Annotated in this window: 17 protein-coding genes; 11 read left to right on the top strand and 6 right to left on the bottom strand. The window is 71.3% G+C overall.

The window, feature by feature from the left end:
* Window positions 1-63: 63 nt before the first annotated feature.
* From ACSFBC_RS14320 to mltB, 4 genes are read left to right on the top strand one after another with little or no spacing between them, the layout of a single operon-like run.
* Window positions 64-984, top strand: coding sequence for an AAA family ATPase (locus ACSFBC_RS14320; RefSeq protein WP_435510984.1), 921 nt, complete (start codon window positions 64-66; stop codon window positions 982-984).
* 12 nt (window positions 985-996) lie between these two features.
* Window positions 997-1965 (top strand): DUF58 domain-containing protein, encoded by a 969-nt coding sequence (locus ACSFBC_RS14325; protein WP_435510985.1) that lies wholly within the window; start codon window positions 997-999, stop codon window positions 1963-1965.
* Window positions 1959-3965 carry a transglutaminase TgpA family protein gene (locus ACSFBC_RS14330; RefSeq protein ID WP_435510986.1) on the top strand — a complete coding sequence of 669 codons (2007 nt, stop codon included), beginning with the start codon at window positions 1959-1961 and terminating at the stop codon, window positions 3963-3965. The genes ACSFBC_RS14325 and ACSFBC_RS14330 overlap by 7 nt, the downstream gene beginning before the upstream one ends.
* Before the next feature lie 52 nt (window positions 3966-4017).
* Entirely contained in the window at window positions 4018-5103 is a 1086-nt protein-coding gene (gene mltB, locus ACSFBC_RS14335; protein ID WP_435510987.1) for a lytic murein transglycosylase B, read from the top strand.
* Window positions 5104-5118: 15 nt separating this feature from the next.
* Here mltB and ACSFBC_RS14340 read toward each other — a convergent pair whose 3' ends face one another.
* The 6 genes from ACSFBC_RS14340 to ACSFBC_RS14365 are packed head-to-tail and all read right to left on the bottom strand — an operon-like array spanning window position 5119 to window position 11648.
* Window positions 5119-6111 carry a tripartite tricarboxylate transporter substrate-binding protein gene (locus ACSFBC_RS14340; protein ID WP_435510988.1) on the bottom strand — a complete coding sequence of 331 codons (993 nt, stop codon included), beginning with the start codon at window positions 6109-6111 and terminating at the stop codon, window positions 5119-5121.
* 48 nt (window positions 6112-6159) lie between these two features.
* Entirely contained in the window at window positions 6160-7023 is an 864-nt protein-coding gene (locus tag ACSFBC_RS14345) for an HpcH/HpaI aldolase/citrate lyase family protein (RefSeq protein WP_435510989.1), read from the bottom strand.
* A complete protein-coding gene (locus ACSFBC_RS14350; RefSeq protein WP_435510990.1) occupies window positions 7020-8375 on the bottom strand; it encodes an MmgE/PrpD family protein in 1356 nt (451 codons plus the stop codon). The genes ACSFBC_RS14345 and ACSFBC_RS14350 overlap by 4 nt, the downstream gene beginning before the upstream one ends.
* Complete coding sequence (locus tag ACSFBC_RS14355; RefSeq protein ID WP_435510991.1) at window positions 8375-9556, bottom strand: CaiB/BaiF CoA transferase family protein; 1182 nt, start codon at window positions 9554-9556, stop codon at window positions 8375-8377. The genes ACSFBC_RS14350 and ACSFBC_RS14355 overlap by 1 nt, the downstream gene beginning before the upstream one ends.
* An 11-nt stretch (window positions 9557-9567) precedes the next feature.
* Window positions 9568-10737: an acyl-CoA dehydrogenase family protein gene (locus tag ACSFBC_RS14360; protein ID WP_435510992.1), complete on the bottom strand. Its 1170-nt coding sequence runs from the start codon at window positions 10735-10737 to the stop codon at window positions 9568-9570.
* Window positions 10738-10754: 17 nt separating this feature from the next.
* Entirely contained in the window at window positions 10755-11648 is an 894-nt protein-coding gene (locus ACSFBC_RS14365) for an HTD2 family dehydratase (protein ID WP_435510993.1), read from the bottom strand.
* Window positions 11649-11743: 95 nt separating this feature from the next.
* Between ACSFBC_RS14365 and ACSFBC_RS14370 the strand changes: the two genes are divergently transcribed.
* The 7 genes from ACSFBC_RS14370 (at window position 11744) to ACSFBC_RS14400 (ending at window position 20368) form a co-directional block, all read left to right on the top strand.
* Window positions 11744-12658, top strand: coding sequence for a LysR substrate-binding domain-containing protein (locus ACSFBC_RS14370; RefSeq protein WP_435510994.1), 915 nt, complete (start codon window positions 11744-11746; stop codon window positions 12656-12658).
* A 35-nt stretch (window positions 12659-12693) separates the two neighbouring features.
* On the top strand, window positions 12694-13662 hold the full coding sequence (locus tag ACSFBC_RS14375; protein ID WP_435510995.1) for a lipopolysaccharide kinase InaA family protein: 969 nt from the start codon (window positions 12694-12696) through the stop codon (window positions 13660-13662).
* A gap of 18 nt (window positions 13663-13680) precedes the next feature.
* Window positions 13681-14658 carry a VWA domain-containing protein gene (locus ACSFBC_RS14380; protein WP_435510996.1) on the top strand — a complete coding sequence of 326 codons (978 nt, stop codon included), beginning with the start codon at window positions 13681-13683 and terminating at the stop codon, window positions 14656-14658.
* A gap of 13 nt (window positions 14659-14671) precedes the next feature.
* Entirely contained in the window at window positions 14672-16000 is a 1329-nt protein-coding gene (locus ACSFBC_RS14385) for an adenylosuccinate synthetase (protein ID WP_435510997.1), read from the top strand.
* A gap of 81 nt (window positions 16001-16081) precedes the next feature.
* Window positions 16082-17800 carry an Hsp70 family protein gene (locus ACSFBC_RS14390; protein ID WP_435510998.1) on the top strand — a complete coding sequence of 573 codons (1719 nt, stop codon included), beginning with the start codon at window positions 16082-16084 and terminating at the stop codon, window positions 17798-17800.
* On the top strand, window positions 17797-19185 hold the full coding sequence (locus ACSFBC_RS14395; protein ID WP_435510999.1) for a J domain-containing protein: 1389 nt from the start codon (window positions 17797-17799) through the stop codon (window positions 19183-19185). Before ACSFBC_RS14390 ends, ACSFBC_RS14395 begins: the two co-directional genes overlap by 4 nt.
* 166 nt (window positions 19186-19351) lie before the next feature.
* On the top strand, window positions 19352-20368 hold the full coding sequence (locus tag ACSFBC_RS14400; RefSeq protein WP_435511000.1) for a Bug family tripartite tricarboxylate transporter substrate binding protein: 1017 nt from the start codon (window positions 19352-19354) through the stop codon (window positions 20366-20368).
* Window positions 20369-20447 lie beyond the last annotated feature (79 nt).

Consider the following 20447-nt stretch of genomic DNA (forward strand, 5'->3'; position numbering starts at 1 on the left):
CCGCCACCCTTAGCCGGCGTGGGCCTTCGCGCCTTGCGGTATGGTTTGCATATGGATACAAAAATGGACGTCGCCGCAAAGCTCGCCAGTTTGCTGGGTCAGCTTAACACGGTGATCGTGGGCAAAGAGGCGCAGGTGCGCGACTGCGTGGCCTGCCTGCTGGCGGGTGGCCACCTGCTGATCGAGGACGTGCCGGGGGTCGGCAAGACCACCCTCGCGCATGCGCTCTCGCACACCTTCGGCCTGCAGTTCTCGCGCGTGCAGTTCACGGCCGACCTGATGCCGGGCGACCTGTCGGGCGTGGCCATCTACGACCGCAACCAGCAGGCTTTCGTGTTCCACCCCGGGCCGATTTTCTCGCAGGTGCTGCTGGCCGACGAGATCAACCGGGCCAGCCCCAAGACGCAGAGCGCGCTGCTCGAGGCGATGGAGGAGAAGCAGGTCACGATCGAAGGCGAGACCCGGCCACTGCCCACGCCCTTCTTCGTGATCGCCACCCAGAACCCGCACGACCAGCTCGGCACCTTCGCGCTGCCCGAGTCGCAGCTCGACCGCTTCCTGATGCGCATTTCGCTGGGCTACCCCGACCGCGCGGCCGAACGCGAGCTGCTGGCCGGCGCCGACCGGCGCGAGATGCTCGCCACCCTGCCCGCGCTGCTCGATGCGGGCGAACTGCAGGCGCTGCAGCAGCGCGTGCAGCAGGTGCATGCGTCCGAGCCGCTGCTCAACTATGTGCAGGACCTGATCGCCGCCACCCGCGACGGCCGCTGGTTCCTGCAGGGCCTGTCGCCGCGCGCGGGCATCGCGATCCTGCGCGCCGCCAAGGCGCAGGCGCTGCTGGCCGGCCGCGACTACGTGGCGCCCGACGACGTGCAGGCGGTGCTGCCGCAGACCGTGGCGCACCGCGTGACGCCGGTCGGCGACGCCGGCCGCGGCGCCTTCGAGCAGGTGCGCGCGATGGTCGCCGCCATCCCGCTCCCCTGACCTGAACCGTCCATGATCGCCACGCTGCGCCGGCGCATCGACGGCTGGTTCCTGTCCCGTCGGCCGCCCAGCGACCTGCTCGCGCTGACCCAGCGCAACGTCTACATCGTGCCGACACGCGCGGGCTGGATGCTGGCGCTGACGCTCGTCGTGCTGCTGGTCGCGTCGATCAACTACCAGCTCAACCTGGGCTACCTGCTGACCTTCATGCTGGCCGGCTGCGTGGCCGTCGGCATGCACGTGAGCCACGCCACGCTGCGCGGCCTCTCGATGCACCTGATGCCGCCCGAGGCGCAGTACGCGGGCAGCGCCGCGATGTTCCGCGTGGTGCTGCACAACGCGCGGCGCAGCGTGCGCCACGGCATCGGCCTGGCGGTGCGCGGCAGCGGCCAGTGGGCCTGGTGCGACGTGCCGGCCCAGGGCAGCGAGACGGTCGAGATCGCCTTCAAGCCCGAGCGCCGCGGCCTGCATCCGGTGCCGCCGCTCACGGCCGAGACCCGTTTTCCGCTCGGCACCTTCCGCGTCTGGACCGTGTGGCAGCCCGCCTCGACGCTGCTGGTCTACCCCGCGCCCGAAGCGCAGCCACCCGCCCTGCCGCCCGGCGAACCGCTGTCCGGCGACGCCAGCACCTCGCTGGCGCGGGCCGCGAGCGCCGGCGAATACGACGGCGTGCGCGCCTACCGCCGCGGCGATCCGCTCAAGCTGGTGGTCTGGAAGAAGGCCGCGCGCGCCCAGGCTGCGGGCTCCGACGAGCTGGTGAGCCGCGACACGCAGCAGTCGCAGCGGCAGGAACTCTGGCTCGACGCCCAGCACGCCGCCCTGCCCGACCTCGAGGCCCGGCTCTCGCGCCTCTGCGCGTGGGTGCTGATGGCCGACCGGCTCGGCATCGACTACGGCCTGCGCGTGGCCGGCCGGCAGGTGCCGCCGGCGCAGGGCGAGGCGCACCGGCGCCGCTGCCTCGAGGTGCTGGCCACATGCTGAAGCTGACACAACGGCTCGGCACGCTGCCGCGCGATGCGCGCGACACGCTGTTCCTGCTCTGCGTGATCGCGGTCGTGCTGCTGCCGCAGGTCGGCACCCTGCCCCTGTGGTGCACGCTGTTCACGGCCGCCGTGCTGGTCTGGCGCGGCACGCTGGCGGTGCAGTCGCGGCCGCTGCCCGGGCGCTGGTGGCGCTTCGCGCTGCTGGCGGTGGCGCTGGCCGCCATCTTCGCCACCCACCGCACGCTGCTCGGCCGCGATGCGGGCGTCACGCTGGTGGTGGTGCTGCTCGCGCTCAAGACCATGGAAGTGCGTGCGCGGCGCGATGCGCTGGTGATCTTCTTCCTCGGCTTCTTCGTGATGCTGACCAACTTCTTCCAGTCGCAGTCGCTGCTGACCGCGGTGGCGATGCTGTTCGCGCTGCTGGGCCTGCTGACCGCGCTGGTCAACGCCCACATGCCGGTGGGCCGGCCGCCGCTGATGCAGGCCGCGCGCACCGCGGGCGGCATGGCGCTGCTGGGTGCGCCGATCATGCTCGCGCTGTTCATGCTGTTCCCGCGCATGGCGCCGCTATGGGGCACGCCCAACGACCAGATGACCGGGCGCAGCGGGCTGTCGAACACCATGCGCGTGGGCACCATCGCGCAGCTGGCGCTCGACGACGGCATCGCCGCACGCGTGCGCTTCGAGAGCGGCAGCCCGCCGCCCCAGCCCCAGCTGTATTTCCGCGGCCCGGTGCTGTCGAACTTCGACGGTCGCGAATGGACCGCGCCGCCGCCCTGGGAGCGCGGCGCCTTCGACGCCAACCTGCGCGTGCGGGGCGAGCCGGTGCGCTACGAGGTCACGCTCGAACCCAGCAACCGGCCCTGGCTGCTCACGCTCGACGCGCCCGCGCCCAAAACGCTGCCCGTCATCCCGGGCCTGCGCGTGATGGCCACGCCCGACCTGCAATGGGTGGCGAACCGCGCCATCGGCGACCTGGTGCGCTACCGCGCCGAGAGCTATCCGGACTTCCAGAGCGGCCCGCTGCGGCGCACCGCGGCGCTGCAGCCCTACGTGGCGCTGCCCGCGGGCCGCAACCCGCGCACGCTCGCGCTCGCCGCCGAGATGAAGCGCGATCCGCGGTTGGCCAATGCCGACACGCCCGCTTTCGTGCAGGCCGCACTCGAGCGCCTGCGCAGTGGCGGCTACAGCTACACGCTGGAGCCCGGTGTGTACGGCGACGAGACGGCCGACGAGTTCTGGTTCGACCGCAAGACCGGCTTCTGCGAACACATCGCCTCGGCCTTCGTGGTGCTGATGCGCGGGCTCGACATCCCGGCGCGCATCGTCACCGGCTACCAGGGCGGCGAACTCAACGGCGTCGACGGCTATTGGGTGCTGCGCCAGTCCGACGCCCACGCCTGGGCCGAGGTCTGGCAGGCCGGCAGCGGATGGACGCGGGTCGACCCCACGGCCTCGGTCTCGCCCGGGCGCATCGGCAGCTTCCAGCGGCTGAGCACGCCACCCGGCTTCTTCGCCAACGCGATCGGCACCATGAGCCCGACGCTGTCGCAGAACCTGCGCGCGGCCTGGGAAGCGGTCAACAACCGCTGGAACCAGTGGGTGCTCAACTACACGCAGAGCCGCCAGCTCGACCTGCTCAAGTCGCTGGGCTTCGAGTCGCCGAGCCTGCAGGACCTGGCCACGGTGCTGCTCTGGATGCTAGTGATCGCGACGCTGGGTGGCGCGGGCTGGACGCTGTGGGAACGCGCCCAGCACGACCCCTGGCTGCGGCTGCTGCGCCGCGCGCGGCGGCGCCTGGAGAAGGCGGGCCTGGCGCTGCCCGAGCCGGCCACGCCGCGCCAGATGGCCGTGCTGGCCACGCAGCGCTTCGGTGCCGCGGCCCAGCCCGCGCACGACTGGCTGCTCGCGCTCGAGGCCCACCGCTATGCGCAGGCGCCCGCTGCCGCGCTGGGCACGCTGCGCGCAGAATTCCGCCGGCTGCGCTGGCCCGCCTGACACCCGCGGTATTCCCACACGGGGCTTTTCGGGCCGGCGGCACAATCGACGCATGCGACGCCTCTCCCCGACAGCCCCCACCCTTCTCGCCGGCCTGCTCCTCGCGGCCCTGGCCCTGCCGCCCGCGGCCATCGCACAGAACGCGGAGGCGCGGCGCGGCGTGACCGCGGTGCGCGGCACCGTGCCCTACGCCACGCGCGACGATGCGATGCGTTTCGCCGATGACGTGGCCGCGCGCCGCAACCTCGACCGCGAATGGGTGCGCGCCACCATCGGCGCCGCGCAACTGCTGCCCAACGTGCCGCGGCTCATGCTGCCGCCGACCAAGGGCACGGCCAAGAACTGGAACGCCTATCGCGCGCGCATCGTCGACCCCATCCGCATCAATGCCGGCGTGCGCTTCTGGCGCGACAACGCGGCCCTGCTCGCGCGGGCCGAGGCCGAGTACGGCGTGCCGCCCGAGATCATCGTGGGCATCATCGGCGTCGAGACGCTCTACGGCCGCATCATGGGCAACTTCCGCGTGATCGATGCGTTGGCCACGCTGTCCTTCGACTTCCCGCAGGGCCACCCGCGGGCGGCCGAACGCGAGGCCTTCTTCCGCGGCGAACTCGAGAGCTTCCTGAGCATCGAGAGCCGCACCGCGCAAGACCCGATGGTGCCGCTGGGCAGCTACGCCGGCGCCATGGGCATGCCGCAGTTCATGCCGAGCAGCATGGCCAAGTACGCGGTCGACGGCGACGGCGACGGCCGCATCGACCTGGTGAACAACACGGCCGACGTGATCGGCTCGGTGGCCAACTACTTCAAGTCCTTCGGTTGGCAGCGCGGCATGGCCTCGATCTTCCCGGTGCGCCTGGACCCCGAGCGCCTCAAGATGCCGACCCTGATGGCGCCCGACATCAAGCCCACCTTCAGTGCCGACAGCTTCGTCGCCGCCGGTGCCACGCTGCGCGGCGAGGCCTTGTCGCACCCGGGCCTGCTCGCGCTGATCGAGCTGCAGAACGGCCCCGACGCGCCGAGCTACGTCGCGGGCACGCAGAACTTCTACGTGATCACGCGCTACAACTGGAGCAGCTACTACGCGATGTCGGTGCTCGAGCTGGGCAACGAGGTCAAGGCGATCGTCTCGCCCTGAGCCTTCGAAGCCGGATCAGTCCGCCTGCACGCCCGAGGCCTTGATCACCTTGCCCCACTTCGCGGTCTCGGCCGCGAGATGGGTGCGCAGCGATTCGGGCGTGACCTTGTCCATCGGCACGATCTCCGAACTCAGTTCGGCGATGCGCGCCTTGACCGCCTCGTCCTGCAGCGCGGCGCGCAGCGCCAGGTTGAGCTTGGCCGTGACTTCGGGCGGCGTGCCCTTGGGCGCATAGACGCCGTGCCAGACCTTCACGTCGAAGCCCTTGAGGCCCTGTTCGTCGAGCGTCGGAATGTTCGGCATCGAGGCCAGCCGCTGGGGCGTGGTCACGCCGAACACCTTGACCCGCTGGCCGTCCTTGATCACCGGCGCGGTCTGCGTGGTCTGGTCGCACAGCAGGTCGACCTGGCCGCCCATCAGGTCGTTGAGCGCCGGGCCCGCGCCCTTGTAGGGCACCGTCGTGAGCTCGACGCCGATCTGGCTCGCGAACAGCAGCCCGCACAGCTGCGAGACCGCGCCGATGCCGGCATTGGCCAGCGAGACCTTGTCCTTGTGCGTCTTCACATAGGCCAGCAGCTCGGGGAAGTTGTTGGCCGGGAAGTCCTTGCGCGACAGCAGCGTCATCGGCACGTCGACCACCTGGCCGATGTACTCGAAGTCCTTGAGCGGATCGAAGCTGAGCTTCTTGTAGAGCGCCGGCGCGGTCGCCATGCCCATGTGGTGGATCAGGATGGTGTTGCCGTTGGGCGCGGCGCGCGCCACGCGCGCCGGTGCGATGGTGCCGCCCGCGCCCACCGTGTTCTCGACGATCACCGTCTGGCCCAGCGACTTGCCCATGGGAATGGCGAGCATGCGTGCCACCACGTCGGTCGGGCCGCCGGCCGAGTACGGCACGACCAGGATGATGGGTTTGTCGGGCCAGGCCGATTGCGCCAGTGCCGGCGCGTGAAGGGGCAGCAGCGCGGCGGCCAGTGCAGTGCCCAGCCATGTCTTGATCTTCGATGCCATGTCGTCTCCTATTGAATTGATCTGAAAGAAAAGCGGATCGCGGGCCTGTCAGGCGGTGTGCACCTCCTGCGCCAGCAGGCGCTCGGCGAGCCGGACCACGGGCGCATCGACCATCCGGCCGTCAACGTTGACCACGCCACCACCCGCCGCGCGCACCGCATCGCAGACGCGCCGTGCCCAGGCGCGCTCTTCGGCGCTGGGCGTGAAGGCGGCCTGCACGACCGCGACCTGTTCGGGATGCACGCAGAGCTTGGCGCCGAAGCCGCCCCGGCGCGCGCGCGCCGCCTCGGCCGCGAGCCGCGCCGTGTCGCGCCAGTCCGCCGTGATGCCGTCCACCGGCGGCGCCAGGCCCGCGCGGCGCGAGGCCAGCAGCAGCGCGAGCCGCACCGGCACCAGCTCGGCCTCGTCGGGCCTGCAGGCCAGGCCCGCATCGGCCTGGAAATCGAGATGGCCGAACACCAGGCGCAACACCTGCGGCGCGGCGGCCAGCGCATCGAGCGCATCGAGCCCGGCCACCGACTCCACCAGCGGCAGCAGCGCCACGCCCGGGCCCACGGCGTGGGCCAGGACTGAAAGATCGCCGGCACGCTCGGCCTTGGGCAGCAGCACGCCGGCCAGCCGCCGCTGCGCCGCGAGGCGGCCGACCAGCGCAAGATCGTCCGCATGCCAGGGCGTGTCGCAGGCGTTGATGCGCACCAGCAGCCGGCCATGCGCGCCGCTCGGCAAGGTCGCGAAGCTGTGGTCGATCTGCGCGCGCGCCGCGGCCTTGCGTTCGGGCGCCACCGCATCCTCGAGGTCGACGATGACCGCACCGGCACCGCTCGCCAGCGCACGCGCATGGCGCTCGGGCCGGTCGCCGGGCACGAACAGGAAGGTGCGGGCCAGCGCCAATGCCGAGGTCGGCGTCGTCATGCGGCCAACCCGAGCAGCGGCCCGACCGTCGGCGCATCGGCCACGCGCCACAGCGCAGCGATGGCGCTGCGCATCTCGGCTTCGGCCGCGCCGCCGCTGAAGGCCGCGAGCCGCAGCGCCTTGGCCGTGATCTCGTCGCGGCTCAGCGTGTTGCCCGGGTCGCCCTTGGGCTCGTCGACACGGCCTTCGAGCACGCGGCCGTCGCGGGTACGCACCGTGACCTTGCCGATCCAGCGGCGCGGGTAGGCGGCATCGACCTCGGCGTCGAGCGCCATGTGCACGCGCTCGCGCATGGCCACGGTGGCGTCGTCGCGGAAGTGCGCGTCGAACTCGGCCAGCCCGGCCTGGCCGAAGCGCGCGACCAGCGCCAGCACCGTGCCCATCGAGAACTTCGACTGGTGCACCGTGGCCGGATCGACGACCGGCCCCAGCACGTCGATCGCGCCCTGGTGCACATGGGTCTGCACGTGCGCGATGTCGTCGGCGTGCAGGCCGTGTGCCTGCATCACCGCCAGCAGCGCATCGGCGGCCGGGTGGGTGTGGCGGCAGGAGGCGTGGTACTTGAACGAGGTCTCGGCCAGCGCCCAGCGCGTGCCCAGGCCGTCGACCAGCTTCGCGGGGTCGGCATCGCTCGACATGCCGGCCGCCAGGCCCTGCGGCCCTTCGAGGATCTGCTGCGCGCCGGTGAAGCCGTCGCGCGCCAGGCTCGCAGCCATCAGGCCCGCGGCGGCGGCGTGCGCAGTGTGCAGCTGCTTCGAGTCGGCGGCGGTGCGCAGGAACTCCCACAGACCCGCGGCCTGCGTGCCGGCCGAGCCGAAGGCGTGCTGCATGCGCACGGCGTCGAGCCCCAGCAGATGGCCGGCCGTGGCCGCGGCGGCCAGCGTGCCCGCGGTGCCGGTGGTGTGGAACACCTTGTAGTGCGAGCGCCCGAGGAACTCGCCGACGCGGATGCCGACCTCGTAGCCCGCCACCGCGGCCATCAGCAGCTGCCGGCCGCTCGCGCCCAGCGCCTGCGCCCAGGCCAGCGCGACCGGGAACACCACCGTGGCCGGATGGAACACCGAGCCGTTGTGCACGTCGTCCTGCTCGGCCACGTGCGAGGCGGCGGCGTTCACCATCGCCGCGAAGTAGGGGCTGCTGCGGCCGCGGCCCACGAGCAGCTCGCTCGCGCCCCCGGCCGGGCCCATGGCGCGCGCGAAGGCCGCGATGGTCTCGACCGGGCGCGTGCCGTGGCCGGCGACGGCCGAGCCGAACCAGTCGACCAGCAGGTCTTCGGCGCGGCGCAGCACGGGCTCGGGGATGGCCTCGAAGCGCAGTTCGGCCGCAAAGCGGGCCAGCGTGGCGGTGCCCATCAGACGGCCTCCGCCGCGCGCAGCGCCGCGATGGCCTCGGCGCCGCGGCCCAGCGACCGCAGGATCGCCTCGGTGTGCTCGCCCACCGCGGGGATCGGGTCCATGCGGTAGTCGAAGGCGCTCTGTCGACCCGGCGGCAGCAGCGCGGGAATCGGGCCCGCGGGCGAGCCCACCTCGCGCCAGCGCTCGCGCGCCTGCAGTTGCGGATGCGCCCACAGGCCGGCCATGTCGTTCATGCGCGCATTGGCGATCTGCGCCGCATCGAGCCGCTCGAGCACCTGCGCGGTGCTCAGCGTGGCAAAGGTCTCGAGGATGACGGCCTGCAGCGCCTCGCGGTTCGCGTTGCGCCGGGCATTGGCGTCGAAGCGTGCATCGCCGGCGAGCGCGGGCTGCAGCAGCACCTTCTCGCAGAACAGCTGCCACTCGCGTTCGTTCTGCAGGCCGAGCATCACGGTGCCGCCATCGCCGGCCGCGAACGGGCCGTAGGGGTAGATGGTCGCGTGCGCGGCCGCATTGCGCGGCGGCGGCGTGGCGCCCCCGTAGGCGTAGTACATCGGGTAGCCCATCCACTCGGCCAGCGACTCGAGCATCGAGACGTCGATGTGCGAGCCCTTGCCCGTCTTGCCGCGCTGCATCAGTGCGGCCAGCACGCCGGTGTAGGCGTACATGCCCGCGGCGATGTCGGCGATCGAGTTGCCCGATTTGCAGGGCGACTCGGGCGTGCCGGTGACCGAGAGGAAGCCGGCCTCGCTCTGGATCAGCAGGTCGTAGGCCTTCTTGTCGCGGTAGGGCCCGTCCTCGCCGTAGCCCGAGATGTCGCAGACGATCAGCGCCGGGTGCGCCGTCTGCAGCGTTTCGTAGCCCAGGCCCATGCGTGCCGCGGCACCGGGCGCGAGGTTCTGCACCAGCACGTCGGCACCGGCGATCAGCTCCCGCAGCACGGCCAGCGCGGCCGGCTGCTTGAGGTCGAGCGTGAGGCTTTCCTTCGAGCGGTTGACCCAGACGAAGTGCGAAGCCTCGCCGTCGACACGCTGGTCGTAGGCGCGTGCGAAATCGCCCGCGCCCGGGCGCTCGACCTTGATCACGCGCGCGCCCAGGTCGGCCAGCTGCCGCGTGCAGAACGGGGCCGCGATGGCGTGTTCGAGCGAGATGACGGTGATGCCGTCCAGGGGTCGGGTCATGGCAGCCTCCGTCAGAACGAGCGTGGCAGCCCGAGCAGGTGCTCGGCCACGTAGGAATGGATCAGGTTGGTCGAGATCGGCGCCACCTGGTAGAGGCGCGTCTCGCGGAACTTGCGCTCCACGTCGTATTCGCAGGCGAAGCCGAAGCCGCCGTGCGTCTGCAGGCAGGTGTTGGCCGCCTCCCAGCTGGCCTTGGCCGCCAGGTACTTGGCCATGTTGGCTTCGGCGCCGCAGGGCCGGCCCGCGTCGAACAGCGCGCAGGCCTTGAAGCGCATCAGGTTCGCGGCCTCGGTCTCGATGTAGTCGGCCGCGATCGGGAACTGGATGCCCTGGTTCTGGCCGATCGCGCGGCCGAAGACCTGGCGGTCGCTCGCATAGCGGCGCGCCTTGTCGATGAACCAGTAGGCGTCGCCGATGCACTCGGCCGCGATCAGCGTGCGCTCGGCATTGAGCCCGTCGAGGATGTACCTGAAGCCCTTGCCCTCTTCGCCGATCAGGTTCTCGGCCGGGATCTCGAGGTTGTCGAAGAACACCTCGTTGGTTTCGTGGTTGACCATGTTGAGGATGGGCCGCACGGTCATGCCGTGGCCGATCGCGCTTTTCAGGTCGACGATGAAGATCGACATGCCCTCGGACTTCTTCGCCACCGAGGCCAGCGGCGTGGTGCGGGCCAGCAGGATCATCAGGTCGGAGTGCTGGATGCGCGAGATCCAGACCTTCTGGCCGTTGACGACGTAGCGGTCGCCCTTCTTCACGGCCGTGGTCTTGAGCTGCGTGGTGTCGGTGCCGGTGGTGGGCTCGGTCACGGCCATCGACTGCAGCCGCAGCGCGCCGCTCGCGATCTGCGGCAGGTACTGGCGCTTCTGCGCCTCGCTGCCATGGCGCAGCAGCGTGCCCATGTTGTACATCTGGCCGTGGCAGGAGCCCGCGTTGCCGCCGGAGAAATTGATCTCCTCCATGATCACCGAGGCCTCGGTCAGGCCCAGGCCCGAACCGCCGTACGCGGTGGGGATCAGCGCAGCCAGCCAGCCGGCCTCGGTGAGTGCATCGACGAAGGCCTCGGGATAGCCGCGCGCATGGTCGACCTGCTGCCAGTAGGCGGCGTCGAAGCCGCCGCACAGCGCGCGCAGGGCCTCGCGCATGTCCTGGTGCGCGTCGGGGGTGGGAATTTCTGTCTTCATGGTGTCCCGTCGTCGGTTCAGGCCAGGGTGGCGGTCGCGCTCATCGTGAGCCAGCCGTCGGCGTCCTCGCCCCAGAGGCGGAAGGTCTTGCCGTCGGCCTCGGGACGGCCGTGCAGCCGGAACGGCGCGGTGTCGAAGGTGGGCCGCACGGCGCGGAATTCGAAACGCGCCAGGGTGGCGTCGGGCCGCTCGCGGCGCAGCAGGTCGACCAGCAGCGTGGCGATCAGCGGCCCGTGCACGATCAGGCCGGGATAGCCCTCGACCTCGGTCACGTAGCGGCGGTCGTAGTGGATGCGGTGGCCGTTGAAGGTCAGCGCCGAATAGCGGAACAGCAGCACGTCGTCGGGCACGACGGTGCGGCTGAAGGCGGCATCCGTCCGGGCCGGCGTCGGCACGGGCGCGGCTTCGCCGGGGGCCGCGGCGGCGCGGTAGACGATGTCGTGTTCCTCGGTGAGCGCCAGGCCGTGTGCGTTGTGCACGTCGTGCCGCACCCCCACGAACACCAGCGCGCCGCTGCGGCCCGCCTTGTGCGTGACCGAGGCGATGGTCGACACGCGCCGCACCGCATCGCCCACGCGCAGCGGGTTGCCCGCCTCCCACGCGAGCCGGCCGCCGGCCCACATGCGCCGCGGCAACGGCACCGGCGGCAGGAAGCCGCCGCGCCGGGCATGGCCGTCGGGGCCGATCTCGGACTGGCGGTGGTGCGGCAGGAAGTAGAGCCAGTGCCAGAGTTCGGGCAGTCGCGTGCCGGTGGCGGGCGCGGCATCGTCGCGGTCGAGCGTGGCCGACAGCGCGCGCAGCGGCGCGGCCGTGACGAGGTCGCTCAGCGACTCGCTGCGGCCCTGCCAGGCCTGCAGTGCAGCGAGCGCGTCGGCGTCGAGGGAGGAAGGGGTGGAGGTGGAGCTGTTCATGCGAGCCGCCATGGTCGCGCCCACGACGGCTCCGCACAATCTGCAAGTTTGGAATCGAGCCTTCGGAATCCACGAAGCCTTGCTAGCATCGGCACATGCAATTCGACCTGACCGATCTGCGCCTGTTCGTCGCCACCGCCGAGCTGGGCAACCTCACGCGCGCGGCCGAGCGCCAGCACCTCTCGCTGGCCGCGGCCAGCGCGCGCGTCAAGGCGTTGGAAACCCAGGCCGGCCTGCAGCTGCTGACGCGCGAGGCGCGCGGCGTGCGCCTGCTGCCGCAGGGCGAGGCCTTCCTGCACCACGCCCGGCTGGTGCTGCACCAGACAGACAGGCTGCGCGACGAACTGCTGGCCTACGGCGGCGGGCTGCGCGGCCACCTGCGCGTGTTCGCCAACACCACGGCCGTGACCGACTTCCTGCCCGAACTGCTGCCGGCCTTCCTGGCGGCGCATCCGCGCATCAACGTCGACCTTCAGGAAAAACCGAACGCTCAGATCCCGCGCGGCGTGCTCGAAGGCCGGGCCGACATCGGCATCGTCGCGGGCAACGTCGACACGCTGGGCCTGGAAGCCATCCACTTCAGCACCGACCGGCTGGTGCTCGTCACTTCACGCCAGCACCGCTTTGCCCAACGCAAGCGCATCGCCTTCGCCGAGACGCTCGATGAAGACGCGGTGGGCATGGCGCAGGGCAGCACGCTGCAGGCTTTTCTGACCCAGATCACCGAGCACCTGGGCCGGCGCCAGAAGCTGCGCATCCAGCTGGGCAGCTTCGACGCCATGTGCCGGATGATCGGCAGCGGCGTGGGCATCGGCGTGGTGCCCGAATCGGCCGCGCGCCGCAACCAGCAGGGCATGCAGCTCGCATTGATCGAACTCAGCGATGCCTGGTGCGTGCGCGAACGCTACCTGCTGGTGCGCGACCGCGCCAGCCTGCCGACCTATGCCAAGGCACTGGTCGAGGCGCTGTGCGCGCACTATGCGCAAGCGGACAGCGTGGACTTCCGCTGACGCCTGGCACCGAGTCGGCCAAGTATGCTTGGCCGATGCTGACCCTCACGGCCCTCGTCTGCCCGCAATGCGCCGCGCCCCTGCCCCGCGCGGCACGCTGGCGCACCGTGCAATGCCCGTACTGCGGTGCCACCGTCATGCGCGGCGAGGAGATCGTGCAACGCGCCGACTTCCATGCCGCCTGGCTGCGCGCGCAGTCTCATGCGGCGGACGGCCAGATCTTCCAGTGGCGCGAGGCGCGCTACCGCGTGCTGGCGCCGCTGGGCCACGGCCGGCACCACGAACTGCTGCTGGCCCAGCGCCTGGGCGCCGCACCCGAGCGCGTCACCGTGAAGCTCTCGCATGTCGCGGGCCACGCCGACGCGCTGCGCAGGGAGTTCGACGTGCTGGACGCACTGCAGAAGCTGCAAGGCCCGGGCGCCGCCTACTTCACGCGGCGCCTGCCGCAACCCATCGGCGTGGGCGCGGCCACCACAGCGGCCGGCGGCTCGCACGATGCGCTGCTGCTGCGCCACGCGCCCGGCCATTGGGGCAGCCTGGCGGCCGTGGCGCAGGCCCAGCCCGAGGGCATCGATGCGCGCCATGCCGTCTGGCTGTGGCGCCGCATGCTCGAGGTGCTGGGCTTCGTGCATGCCCAGGGCTGGACCCATCGCGACCTGACGCCCGCGCACGCGCTCGTGCATCCGCACGACCACGGCGTGCTGCTGATCGGCTGGCGCGAAGCGCGGCATGCCGAAGGCCGGGCGCTGGCCGATGCGGTGAAACGCGACCTGCAGCAGTCGGCCTGGACGATCCGCGCGGTGTTGCACGGCAGCCGCGACGGCGGCACGCCCGGCCTGGGCGCGCACACGCCCGCCCCGCTCGCCGAGCTGCTGCGCCGCTGCAGCGAGGACGGCACGGCCACGGACGCCGCGGCCCTCCAGACCGCGCTGACCGAGGCCGCGCTGGCCGCTTTCGGCGCGCCCCGATTCATCCCTTTCAACCCCGCGCCGCACGGCGCGTGAAACCCAGGAGTCAACGAGATGGGCTATGGCAACTACTCGCACGCGGCCCATGCCGCGCTGCTCGCCGACCGTGCCGCGCAACCCGGCCAGGAGGTCTTCACCCAGCGCGGCGTGCACCCGCTGATGAACCCGCGCGGCCTCAAGGTGCGCGAGTCGCGCGACAACGCAGACCATCCGAACGCGCTGCCCGTGGTGTTCGCGCTCGACGTCACCGGCTCGATGGGCGACATCCCACAGTTGCTGGCGCGCCAGGAGCTGCCGACCTTCATGAAGCTCTTGACCGACTGCGGCGTCGCCGATCCGCAGCTGATGTTCATGGCCATCGGCGATGCGGTGTCGGACTCGGCGCCGCTGCAGGTCGGCCAGTTCGAATCGACCGCCGAACTCATGGACCAGTGGCTCACCTCGAGCTACCTCGAGGGCGGCGGTGGCGGCAGCGGCGAAGAGAGCTACGAGCTGGCCTTCTACGTGCTGGCCCAGCACACCGACAGCGACGCCTGGGCCAAGCGCAAGAAGCGCGGCTACCTGTTCATGACCGGCGACGAGCTGCCCTACAACGCCGTCTCGCGCCACCAGATCGAAGCCCTGATCGGCGACAAGCTCGATGAGGACATCCCGATCGAGGAAGTGATCGCGGCAGCCGCCGAGACCTATCACCTGTTCTTCCTGATCCCCGACGCGCAGCGCCGCCGCCGCTGCGAAGGCCGCTGGCGCGAGCTGCTGGGCGATCACGTGATCTGCATGGATGCCCCCGAAGACGCCTGCGCCGTGGCCGCGGGCATCGTGGCACTGACCGAGCACGCCGTGCCCGGCCTTCAGGGCCTCACCCAGGTGATGGCCGCGCACGGCACGCCCAAGGAGCGTATCGCCAGCGTCGCGCATGCGCTCGAGGCCTATGCCGAGCTGCTGGACCCGAACGCGCCCCGGCGCGCGCGGCCCACGGCAGCGACCGCGACCACCACCCTGGGCTCGTGGTGGAAGAAGCTGGTCGGATGAACGCCAGGCCACGGTGACGCGCTACGTCTCGCTGCTGGGCCTGGGCTTCGGCGACTGCGGCAAGGGCCTGTTCACCGACCACCTGTGCCGCACCGAGGCCGCCCACACCGTCGTGCGCTTCAACGGCGGCGCGCAGGCGGGCCACAACGTGGTGCTGGCCGACGGCCGGCACCACACGTTCTCGCAATTCGGTGCCGGCAGTTTCGTGCCCGGCACGGCCACGCTGCTGGCGAGCCCGGTGGTCGTGCATCCGACCGGGCTGCTGATGGAGCACGAAGCGCTGACGAAGGTCGGCGTGCACGATGCCTTCGCGCGCCTGCAGATCGACGCCCGCTGCCGCGTCACCACCCCTTTCCATCAGGCCGCCAGCCGGCTGCGCGAATGGTCGCGCGGCGCGCTGGCCCATGGCACCTGCGGCGTGGGCGTCGGCGAGACCGTGCGCCAGGCCCTGGCGCAACCCGACACCGTGCTGCGCTACGGCGACCTGCTGCATCCAGCGCGCGCGCTCGAAACGCTGGAAGCCATCCGCCAGACGCTGCACAGCGAGTTCGCAGCGCATGCGCCGCCACACGCCGCCTGGGCGCAGGAGTTCGCGCTGCTCGCAAGCCCGCAGGTGGCACGGCGCTGGCTGGCTGCGGTGCAACCCTGCATCGAACGCGCGCCGCCCGCGTCGATCGATGCCGTGGCCGCACGGCTCGTCCGGCCGGGCTGCGTGGTGTTCGAGGGCGCGCAGGGCGTGCTGCTCGACGAAGCGCGCGGCTTCCATCCGCACACGACCTGGAGCACGGTGTCGACGCAGGCGGTCGAGGATGTGCTGAGCGATGCGGGCATCCGCGCGCCCGTTCGGCATCTGGGTGTGCTGCGCAGCCATCTGACGCGCCATGGCGCCGGCCCGCTGCCCACCGCCGATGGGGCGCTCGACCGCCTGCCCGAGCCGCACAACGCGGACACCGGCTGGCAGGGCCGCTTCCGCCGCGGCCATCCCGATGCGCTGCTGTGGGCCTATGCGCTGCAGGCCGTCGGCCCGCTCGACGGCCTGGTCGCGAGCCACCTCGATGCGATCGATGCGGCCCATCCACTGCGATGGTGCGAGGCCTACCGGATCGACGGCGAGCCCGACCCCGTGCGTGCGCTGCCCTGCCCGCCCGTGCCCGACCTCGGGGCCCAGGCCGCGCTGACGCGGCGGCTGTTGCGCGCCGAACCCGTGTACGACGTCGAGCCCGTATCGACGCCCGCGCAGTGGATCGAACGCATGCAGTCGCTCGCCGGCCTGCCGGTGCGGCTGGCGTCGTTCGGGCCGACCGCCGCACACGTCCGGACCTGCCCCCTGACCGACGCTTGATCGTGGCGTCCCGAGGTCGCCACGCGCGTGCGGCATCATGGTGGCCCTTGCCACCTGCAGCACCTACGAGGACCAATCGCGATGATCATCGGCATCGACCTGGGCACCACCCACAGCCTGGCCGCCGTCTGGAAGGACGGCCGCCCTCATCTGGTGGTGAACGCGCTGGGCGCCTACCTCACGCCCTCCTGCGTGAGCATCGACGCCGACGGCAGCGTGCTGGTCGGCCAGGCCGCGCGCGACCGGCTGCAGACGCATCCCGAGCTGACCGCCGCGCTGTTCAAGCGCTACATGGGCAGCGACAAGACCTTCCAGCTCGGCGCGCGCGGCTTCCGCGCCGAAGAGCTGTCGTCGCTGGTGCTGCGCTCGCTCAAGGCCGATGCCGAAGCCATGCTGGGCGAGCCCGTGACCGAGGCTGTGATCACCGTGCCCGCCTACTTCTCCGACAGCCAGCGCAAGGCCACGCGCATCGCGGGGCAGCTCGCGGGGCTGCAGGTGGAACGGCTGGTCAATGAACCGACGGCCGCCGCGCTGGCCTACGGCCTGCACCAGGACGAGGACGCGACGCAGTTCCTGGTGTTCGACCTGGGCGGCGGCACCTTCGACGTCTCGATCCTCGAGATGTTCGAAGGCGTGATGGAGGTGCGCGCCACGGCCGGCGACAACTTCCTCGGCGGCGAGGACTTCGTCAACGAGATCGTGCAACTCTTCTTCGCCGAGACCGGCCTGCCCGAGAGCGCGCGCGCCGACGGCGGTTTCATGCAGCAACTCGTCGCGCGCGCCGAGGTGGCCAAGCGCGCGTTGTCGGACCACGAGAGCGCCACCCTCGCGCTGCACTGGCAGGACCGCGAACACACCCTGACGCTCACGCAGGAGCGCTTCCGCGCGATCAGCGAGCCGCTGCTGGCCCGGCTGCGCGCACCGGTGGAGCGTGCGCTGCGCGATGCCAGCATCCGCGCCGGCGAGATCGACAACGTGGTGCTGGCCGGCGGCGCGACGCGCTCGCCCATCGTGCGCCAGATGGTCACGCGCATGTTCGGCCGCTTTCCCGCGATGGACATCAACCCCGACGAGGTGGTGGCGCTGGGTGCTGCCGTGATGGCCGGCCTGAAGGCGCGCGATGCGGCGCTCAAGGAAGTGGTGATGACCGACGTCTGCCCCTACACGCTGGGCGTCGAGACCGTGCACCGCATGCCCGGCGGCGGCGAGGTCGACGGCTACTTCTCGCCCATCATCGAACGCAACACCGTGGTGCCGGCCAGCCGCGTCAAGCGCTACATCCCGGTCAGCGAGGGCCAGCGCATCCTGAGCCTCGAGATCTTCCAGGGCGAGGCGCGGCTGGTGCGCGACAACATCAAGCTCGGCACGCTCGAAGTGCCGCTGCCCCGCGCGCCGCGTGCCGAGGCCAACGTGGAAGTGCGCTTCACCTACGACGTGAACGGCCTGCTGGAGGTCGAGGCCACGGTGCTGGCCACGCAGGAGGTGCACCGGCTGGTGATCCAGGGCAACAGCGGCGTGCTGAGCGAACTCGAGATCGCGGCGCGGCTCGCGCAACTGGCCGAGCTCAAGATCCACCCGCGCGACAAGGCCGAGAACCGCGCGCTGGTGGCGCAGGCCGAGCGCGTGTTCCAGCAGCTGCGCAGCGACACGCGCGAACGGCTGGGCGACGAGATCTCCCGCTTCGAGCTCACGCTGGAATCGCAGGACGAGCGGCAGATCCGGCCGGCGCGCGACCGGCTGCGCAAGGCCATCGGCTTCTTCGAGCGCGACAACCACTTCGACCCGGACTTCGTGTTTTGAGCACCGTGACCGCCGCCTTCGAGCGCCTCGGCATCGCGCCGACCCGTGACCTCAAAACCATCAAGCGCGCCTACGCCGTGGCGCTGAAGGCCATCGACCAGGCCAGCGAGCGCGAGGCCTTCGAGCGGCTGCGCCAGGCCTACGAGCAGGCGCAGGCCTGGGCTGCACGCACGGACGAGGAGGATGACGAAGAGGAAGAGGACGAAGAAGAATACGGCGAGGACAGCGAAGACGAGGAAGACAGCGACACCGACGATCAAGCAGGGCCCGAAAGGCCCGATGTGCCCGCGGCCTCGCCTTTCGATGCGCCCCGCGCGGAGACGCCCGCGCCCTTCGCACCACCGCCCGCACAGGCCCCCGCCGTGCCCGTGCCTCCACCGCAGCGCCCCGACGAGGCGCGCCAGGCCCTGCAGCACTGGACCGCACAACTGCGCGACGCAGCCCCCGGCGCCGTCGCGGCCGTGCTCGAGGACGCGCTGGCCGACCCGCGGCTGCTGCACCTCGACAGCCATGCGCAGCTCGAAGCCCGCATCGCCGACCTGCTGCACGACGACCCGGCCGGTCGCGCCGTGCTGTTCGACATCGCGGCCCGGCGCTTCCACTGGACCGATCGCAACGCCCGGCCGATCGCCAGCACCCAGGCCGCGCACTGGATCTCGCGCGTGATCAACCAGGGCCTGCAGTGGCAGGCGCAGACGCCGGCGGCGATCGCGCTCCAGCAGCAGGCACTGGCCACGGTCACGCGCGTGCCCTCGCCGCAGGCGGAGCAGACGCGCAGCTTCGCCGAGGTTCTCGAACACATGGCCGGCGACTTCCCCGACTGGTTCGCGCTGCACCTCGCCCCGCAGGGCCACGCCCATCTGCCGGCATGGCAGGCGGTGCATGCGAAGCTCGCGCCCCGGTGGGCGCGCCAGGCCGAGCGCAAGGAGCGTCACTTCGGCACGCCCCGCAAGACGCTGAACACGGTCGTCGGCGGCCTCTTCGTGCTGGTGCTGGCCACCGCCGTGCTCTCGGGCGTGATGAACCGCTTGCTCGGCAGCCATGCACCGCCTGCCGTGGCCGCGGCGCCGGGCAAGACCGGCATCGGCGCACCGCCCGCCACGCCCGAACTGGTGCTGGCCTACGAGTTCACCGGCCCTGTGACCCGCGACAGCTGCGAGAGCGCCGAGGAATTCGTGCACGAATCCAACTGGCTGCAGGTCGACGACAGCGACGCGGTCGCACTGCTCGCCACGCGCGCCATCCGTTGCCAGGACAAGGGCCTGTGGTCGCGCAAGGACGACACGCTGATGGCCTGCCTGCGCGCCGAGCGCGCCGCGGCACTGGGGGCCGGCCGGCCCGAGGAAGCGCAGCGCTGCTTGAAGCTCGACGCGGCTGGCAAATAAGGGCGCGCTGCTGCAGCGCGCCCTGGCTGGTCACGCGGCTGACCGTCACCCAGCCCGCCGCTTCATCTTCGATCGGTCGCGAGAACACCTCGCCCCGCAGCTGACAGGCTTCTGAAAGCTTCCTTCGATCACTATCGGCAGCTCCTCCAACGATCAGAGACACCCCATGTTCGACAACACCCCCACCGCGCGAGAAGCCACGCATCCATCCCGCAGAACCCTGCTCCAGTTCGCCGGCGCGCTGGGCCTGGGCGGCGCGCTGCCCGCGGCCTCGCTGGCGCAGCCGGCCTGGCCCAGCAAGTCGATCCGCTTCGTGGTGCCCTTCGCGCCCGGCGGCAGTTCGGAGATCGTGGCGCGCTCGACCGCGGCCGAGTTGTCGAACACCATCGGCCAGAGCGTCTTCGTCGACAACAAGCCCGGCGCGGCGGGCAACATCGCGATGTCGGAAGTGGCGCGCAGCGAAGACCAGCACACCATCATCCTGGGCCACATCGGCACGCTGGCCGTCAACCCCTACATCTTCGACAAGCTGCCCTACGACGCCACCAGGGACTTCAAGCCGGTGAGCCTGCTGGCCAAGGTGCCGAGCCTCTACGTGGTGCACCCCGACGTGCCGGCGAAGAACCTGGCCGAGTTCATCGCCTACGCGAAGAAGAACCCAGGCAAGCTCAGCTACGGCTCGGCCGGCAACGGCAGCGCGGGCCACCTGGCTTTCGAGTACCTCAAGATCACCTCGGGCGTGTTCATGCTGCACGTGCCCTACCGCGGCACCGGCCCCATGCTGACCGACCTGCTCTCGGGCCGGCTCGAGGCCTCGGCCATCGGCGCCGCAGCCATCATCCCCTTCATCAAGACCGGCAAGGTGCGCTGCATCGCCACCGGTTCGGCCAAGCGCCTGCCCCAGCTGCCCGACGTGCCGACCGTGGCCGAGCAAGGCTTCCCTGGCTTCGAGATGACGCAGTGGTACGGCATGCTGGCCCCGGCGAACATGCCGGCCGCCCACATCGCCAAGCTGTCGCAGGAGACGATCAAGGCCATGAAGACCTCGGCCGTGATCGAGCGGCTGCGCGGCGATGCGGCCGAGCCCGTGGGCGACAAGCCCGAGGAGTTCGCCAAGTTCATCGCCATCGAGCAGGAACGCTGGAAGAAGGTCATCGCGCGCGCAAACATCAAGCCCGACTGACGGCCAGCCCGGTGGCCGGAGGGCCGGCCCGCGCGTCTGCATCGCCGCACGTGTGCTCTCCCGCCTACGCCAGCGGCGC

The organism is Variovorax frigidus, from assembly GCF_051216515.1.
Classification (GTDB): Bacteria; Pseudomonadota; Gammaproteobacteria; order Burkholderiales; family Burkholderiaceae_C; genus Variovorax.

What these genes read in the sequence shown, in the direction of transcription:
- ACSFBC_RS14320 (WP_435510984.1), top strand. Translation starts at nt 64, where the DNA reads ATGGACGTCGCCGCAAAGCTCGCCAGTTTGCTGGGTCAGCTTAACACG.
- ACSFBC_RS14325 (WP_435510985.1), top strand. Translation starts at nt 997, where the DNA reads ATGATCGCCACGCTGCGCCGGCGCATCGACGGCTGGTTCCTGTCCCGT.
- ACSFBC_RS14330 (WP_435510986.1), top strand. Translation starts at nt 1,959, where the DNA reads ATGCTGAAGCTGACACAACGGCTCGGCACGCTGCCGCGCGATGCGCGC.
- mltB (WP_435510987.1), top strand. Translation starts at nt 4,018, where the DNA reads ATGCGACGCCTCTCCCCGACAGCCCCCACCCTTCTCGCCGGCCTGCTC.
- ACSFBC_RS14340 (WP_435510988.1), bottom strand. Translation starts at nt 6,111, where the DNA reads ATGGCATCGAAGATCAAGACATGGCTGGGCACTGCACTGGCCGCCGCG.
- ACSFBC_RS14345 (WP_435510989.1), bottom strand. Translation starts at nt 7,023, where the DNA reads ATGACGACGCCGACCTCGGCATTGGCGCTGGCCCGCACCTTCCTGTTC.
- ACSFBC_RS14350 (WP_435510990.1), bottom strand. Translation starts at nt 8,375, where the DNA reads ATGGGCACCGCCACGCTGGCCCGCTTTGCGGCCGAACTGCGCTTCGAG.
- ACSFBC_RS14355 (WP_435510991.1), bottom strand. Translation starts at nt 9,556, where the DNA reads ATGACCCGACCCCTGGACGGCATCACCGTCATCTCGCTCGAACACGCC.
- ACSFBC_RS14360 (WP_435510992.1), bottom strand. Translation starts at nt 10,737, where the DNA reads ATGAAGACAGAAATTCCCACCCCCGACGCGCACCAGGACATGCGCGAG.
- ACSFBC_RS14365 (WP_435510993.1), bottom strand. Translation starts at nt 11,648, where the DNA reads ATGAACAGCTCCACCTCCACCCCTTCCTCCCTCGACGCCGACGCGCTC.
- ACSFBC_RS14370 (WP_435510994.1), top strand. Translation starts at nt 11,744, where the DNA reads ATGCAATTCGACCTGACCGATCTGCGCCTGTTCGTCGCCACCGCCGAG.
- ACSFBC_RS14375 (WP_435510995.1), top strand. Translation starts at nt 12,694, where the DNA reads ATGCTGACCCTCACGGCCCTCGTCTGCCCGCAATGCGCCGCGCCCCTG.
- ACSFBC_RS14380 (WP_435510996.1), top strand. Translation starts at nt 13,681, where the DNA reads ATGGGCTATGGCAACTACTCGCACGCGGCCCATGCCGCGCTGCTCGCC.
- ACSFBC_RS14390 (WP_435510998.1), top strand. Translation starts at nt 16,082, where the DNA reads ATGATCATCGGCATCGACCTGGGCACCACCCACAGCCTGGCCGCCGTC.
- ACSFBC_RS14400 (WP_435511000.1), top strand. Translation starts at nt 19,352, where the DNA reads ATGTTCGACAACACCCCCACCGCGCGAGAAGCCACGCATCCATCCCGC.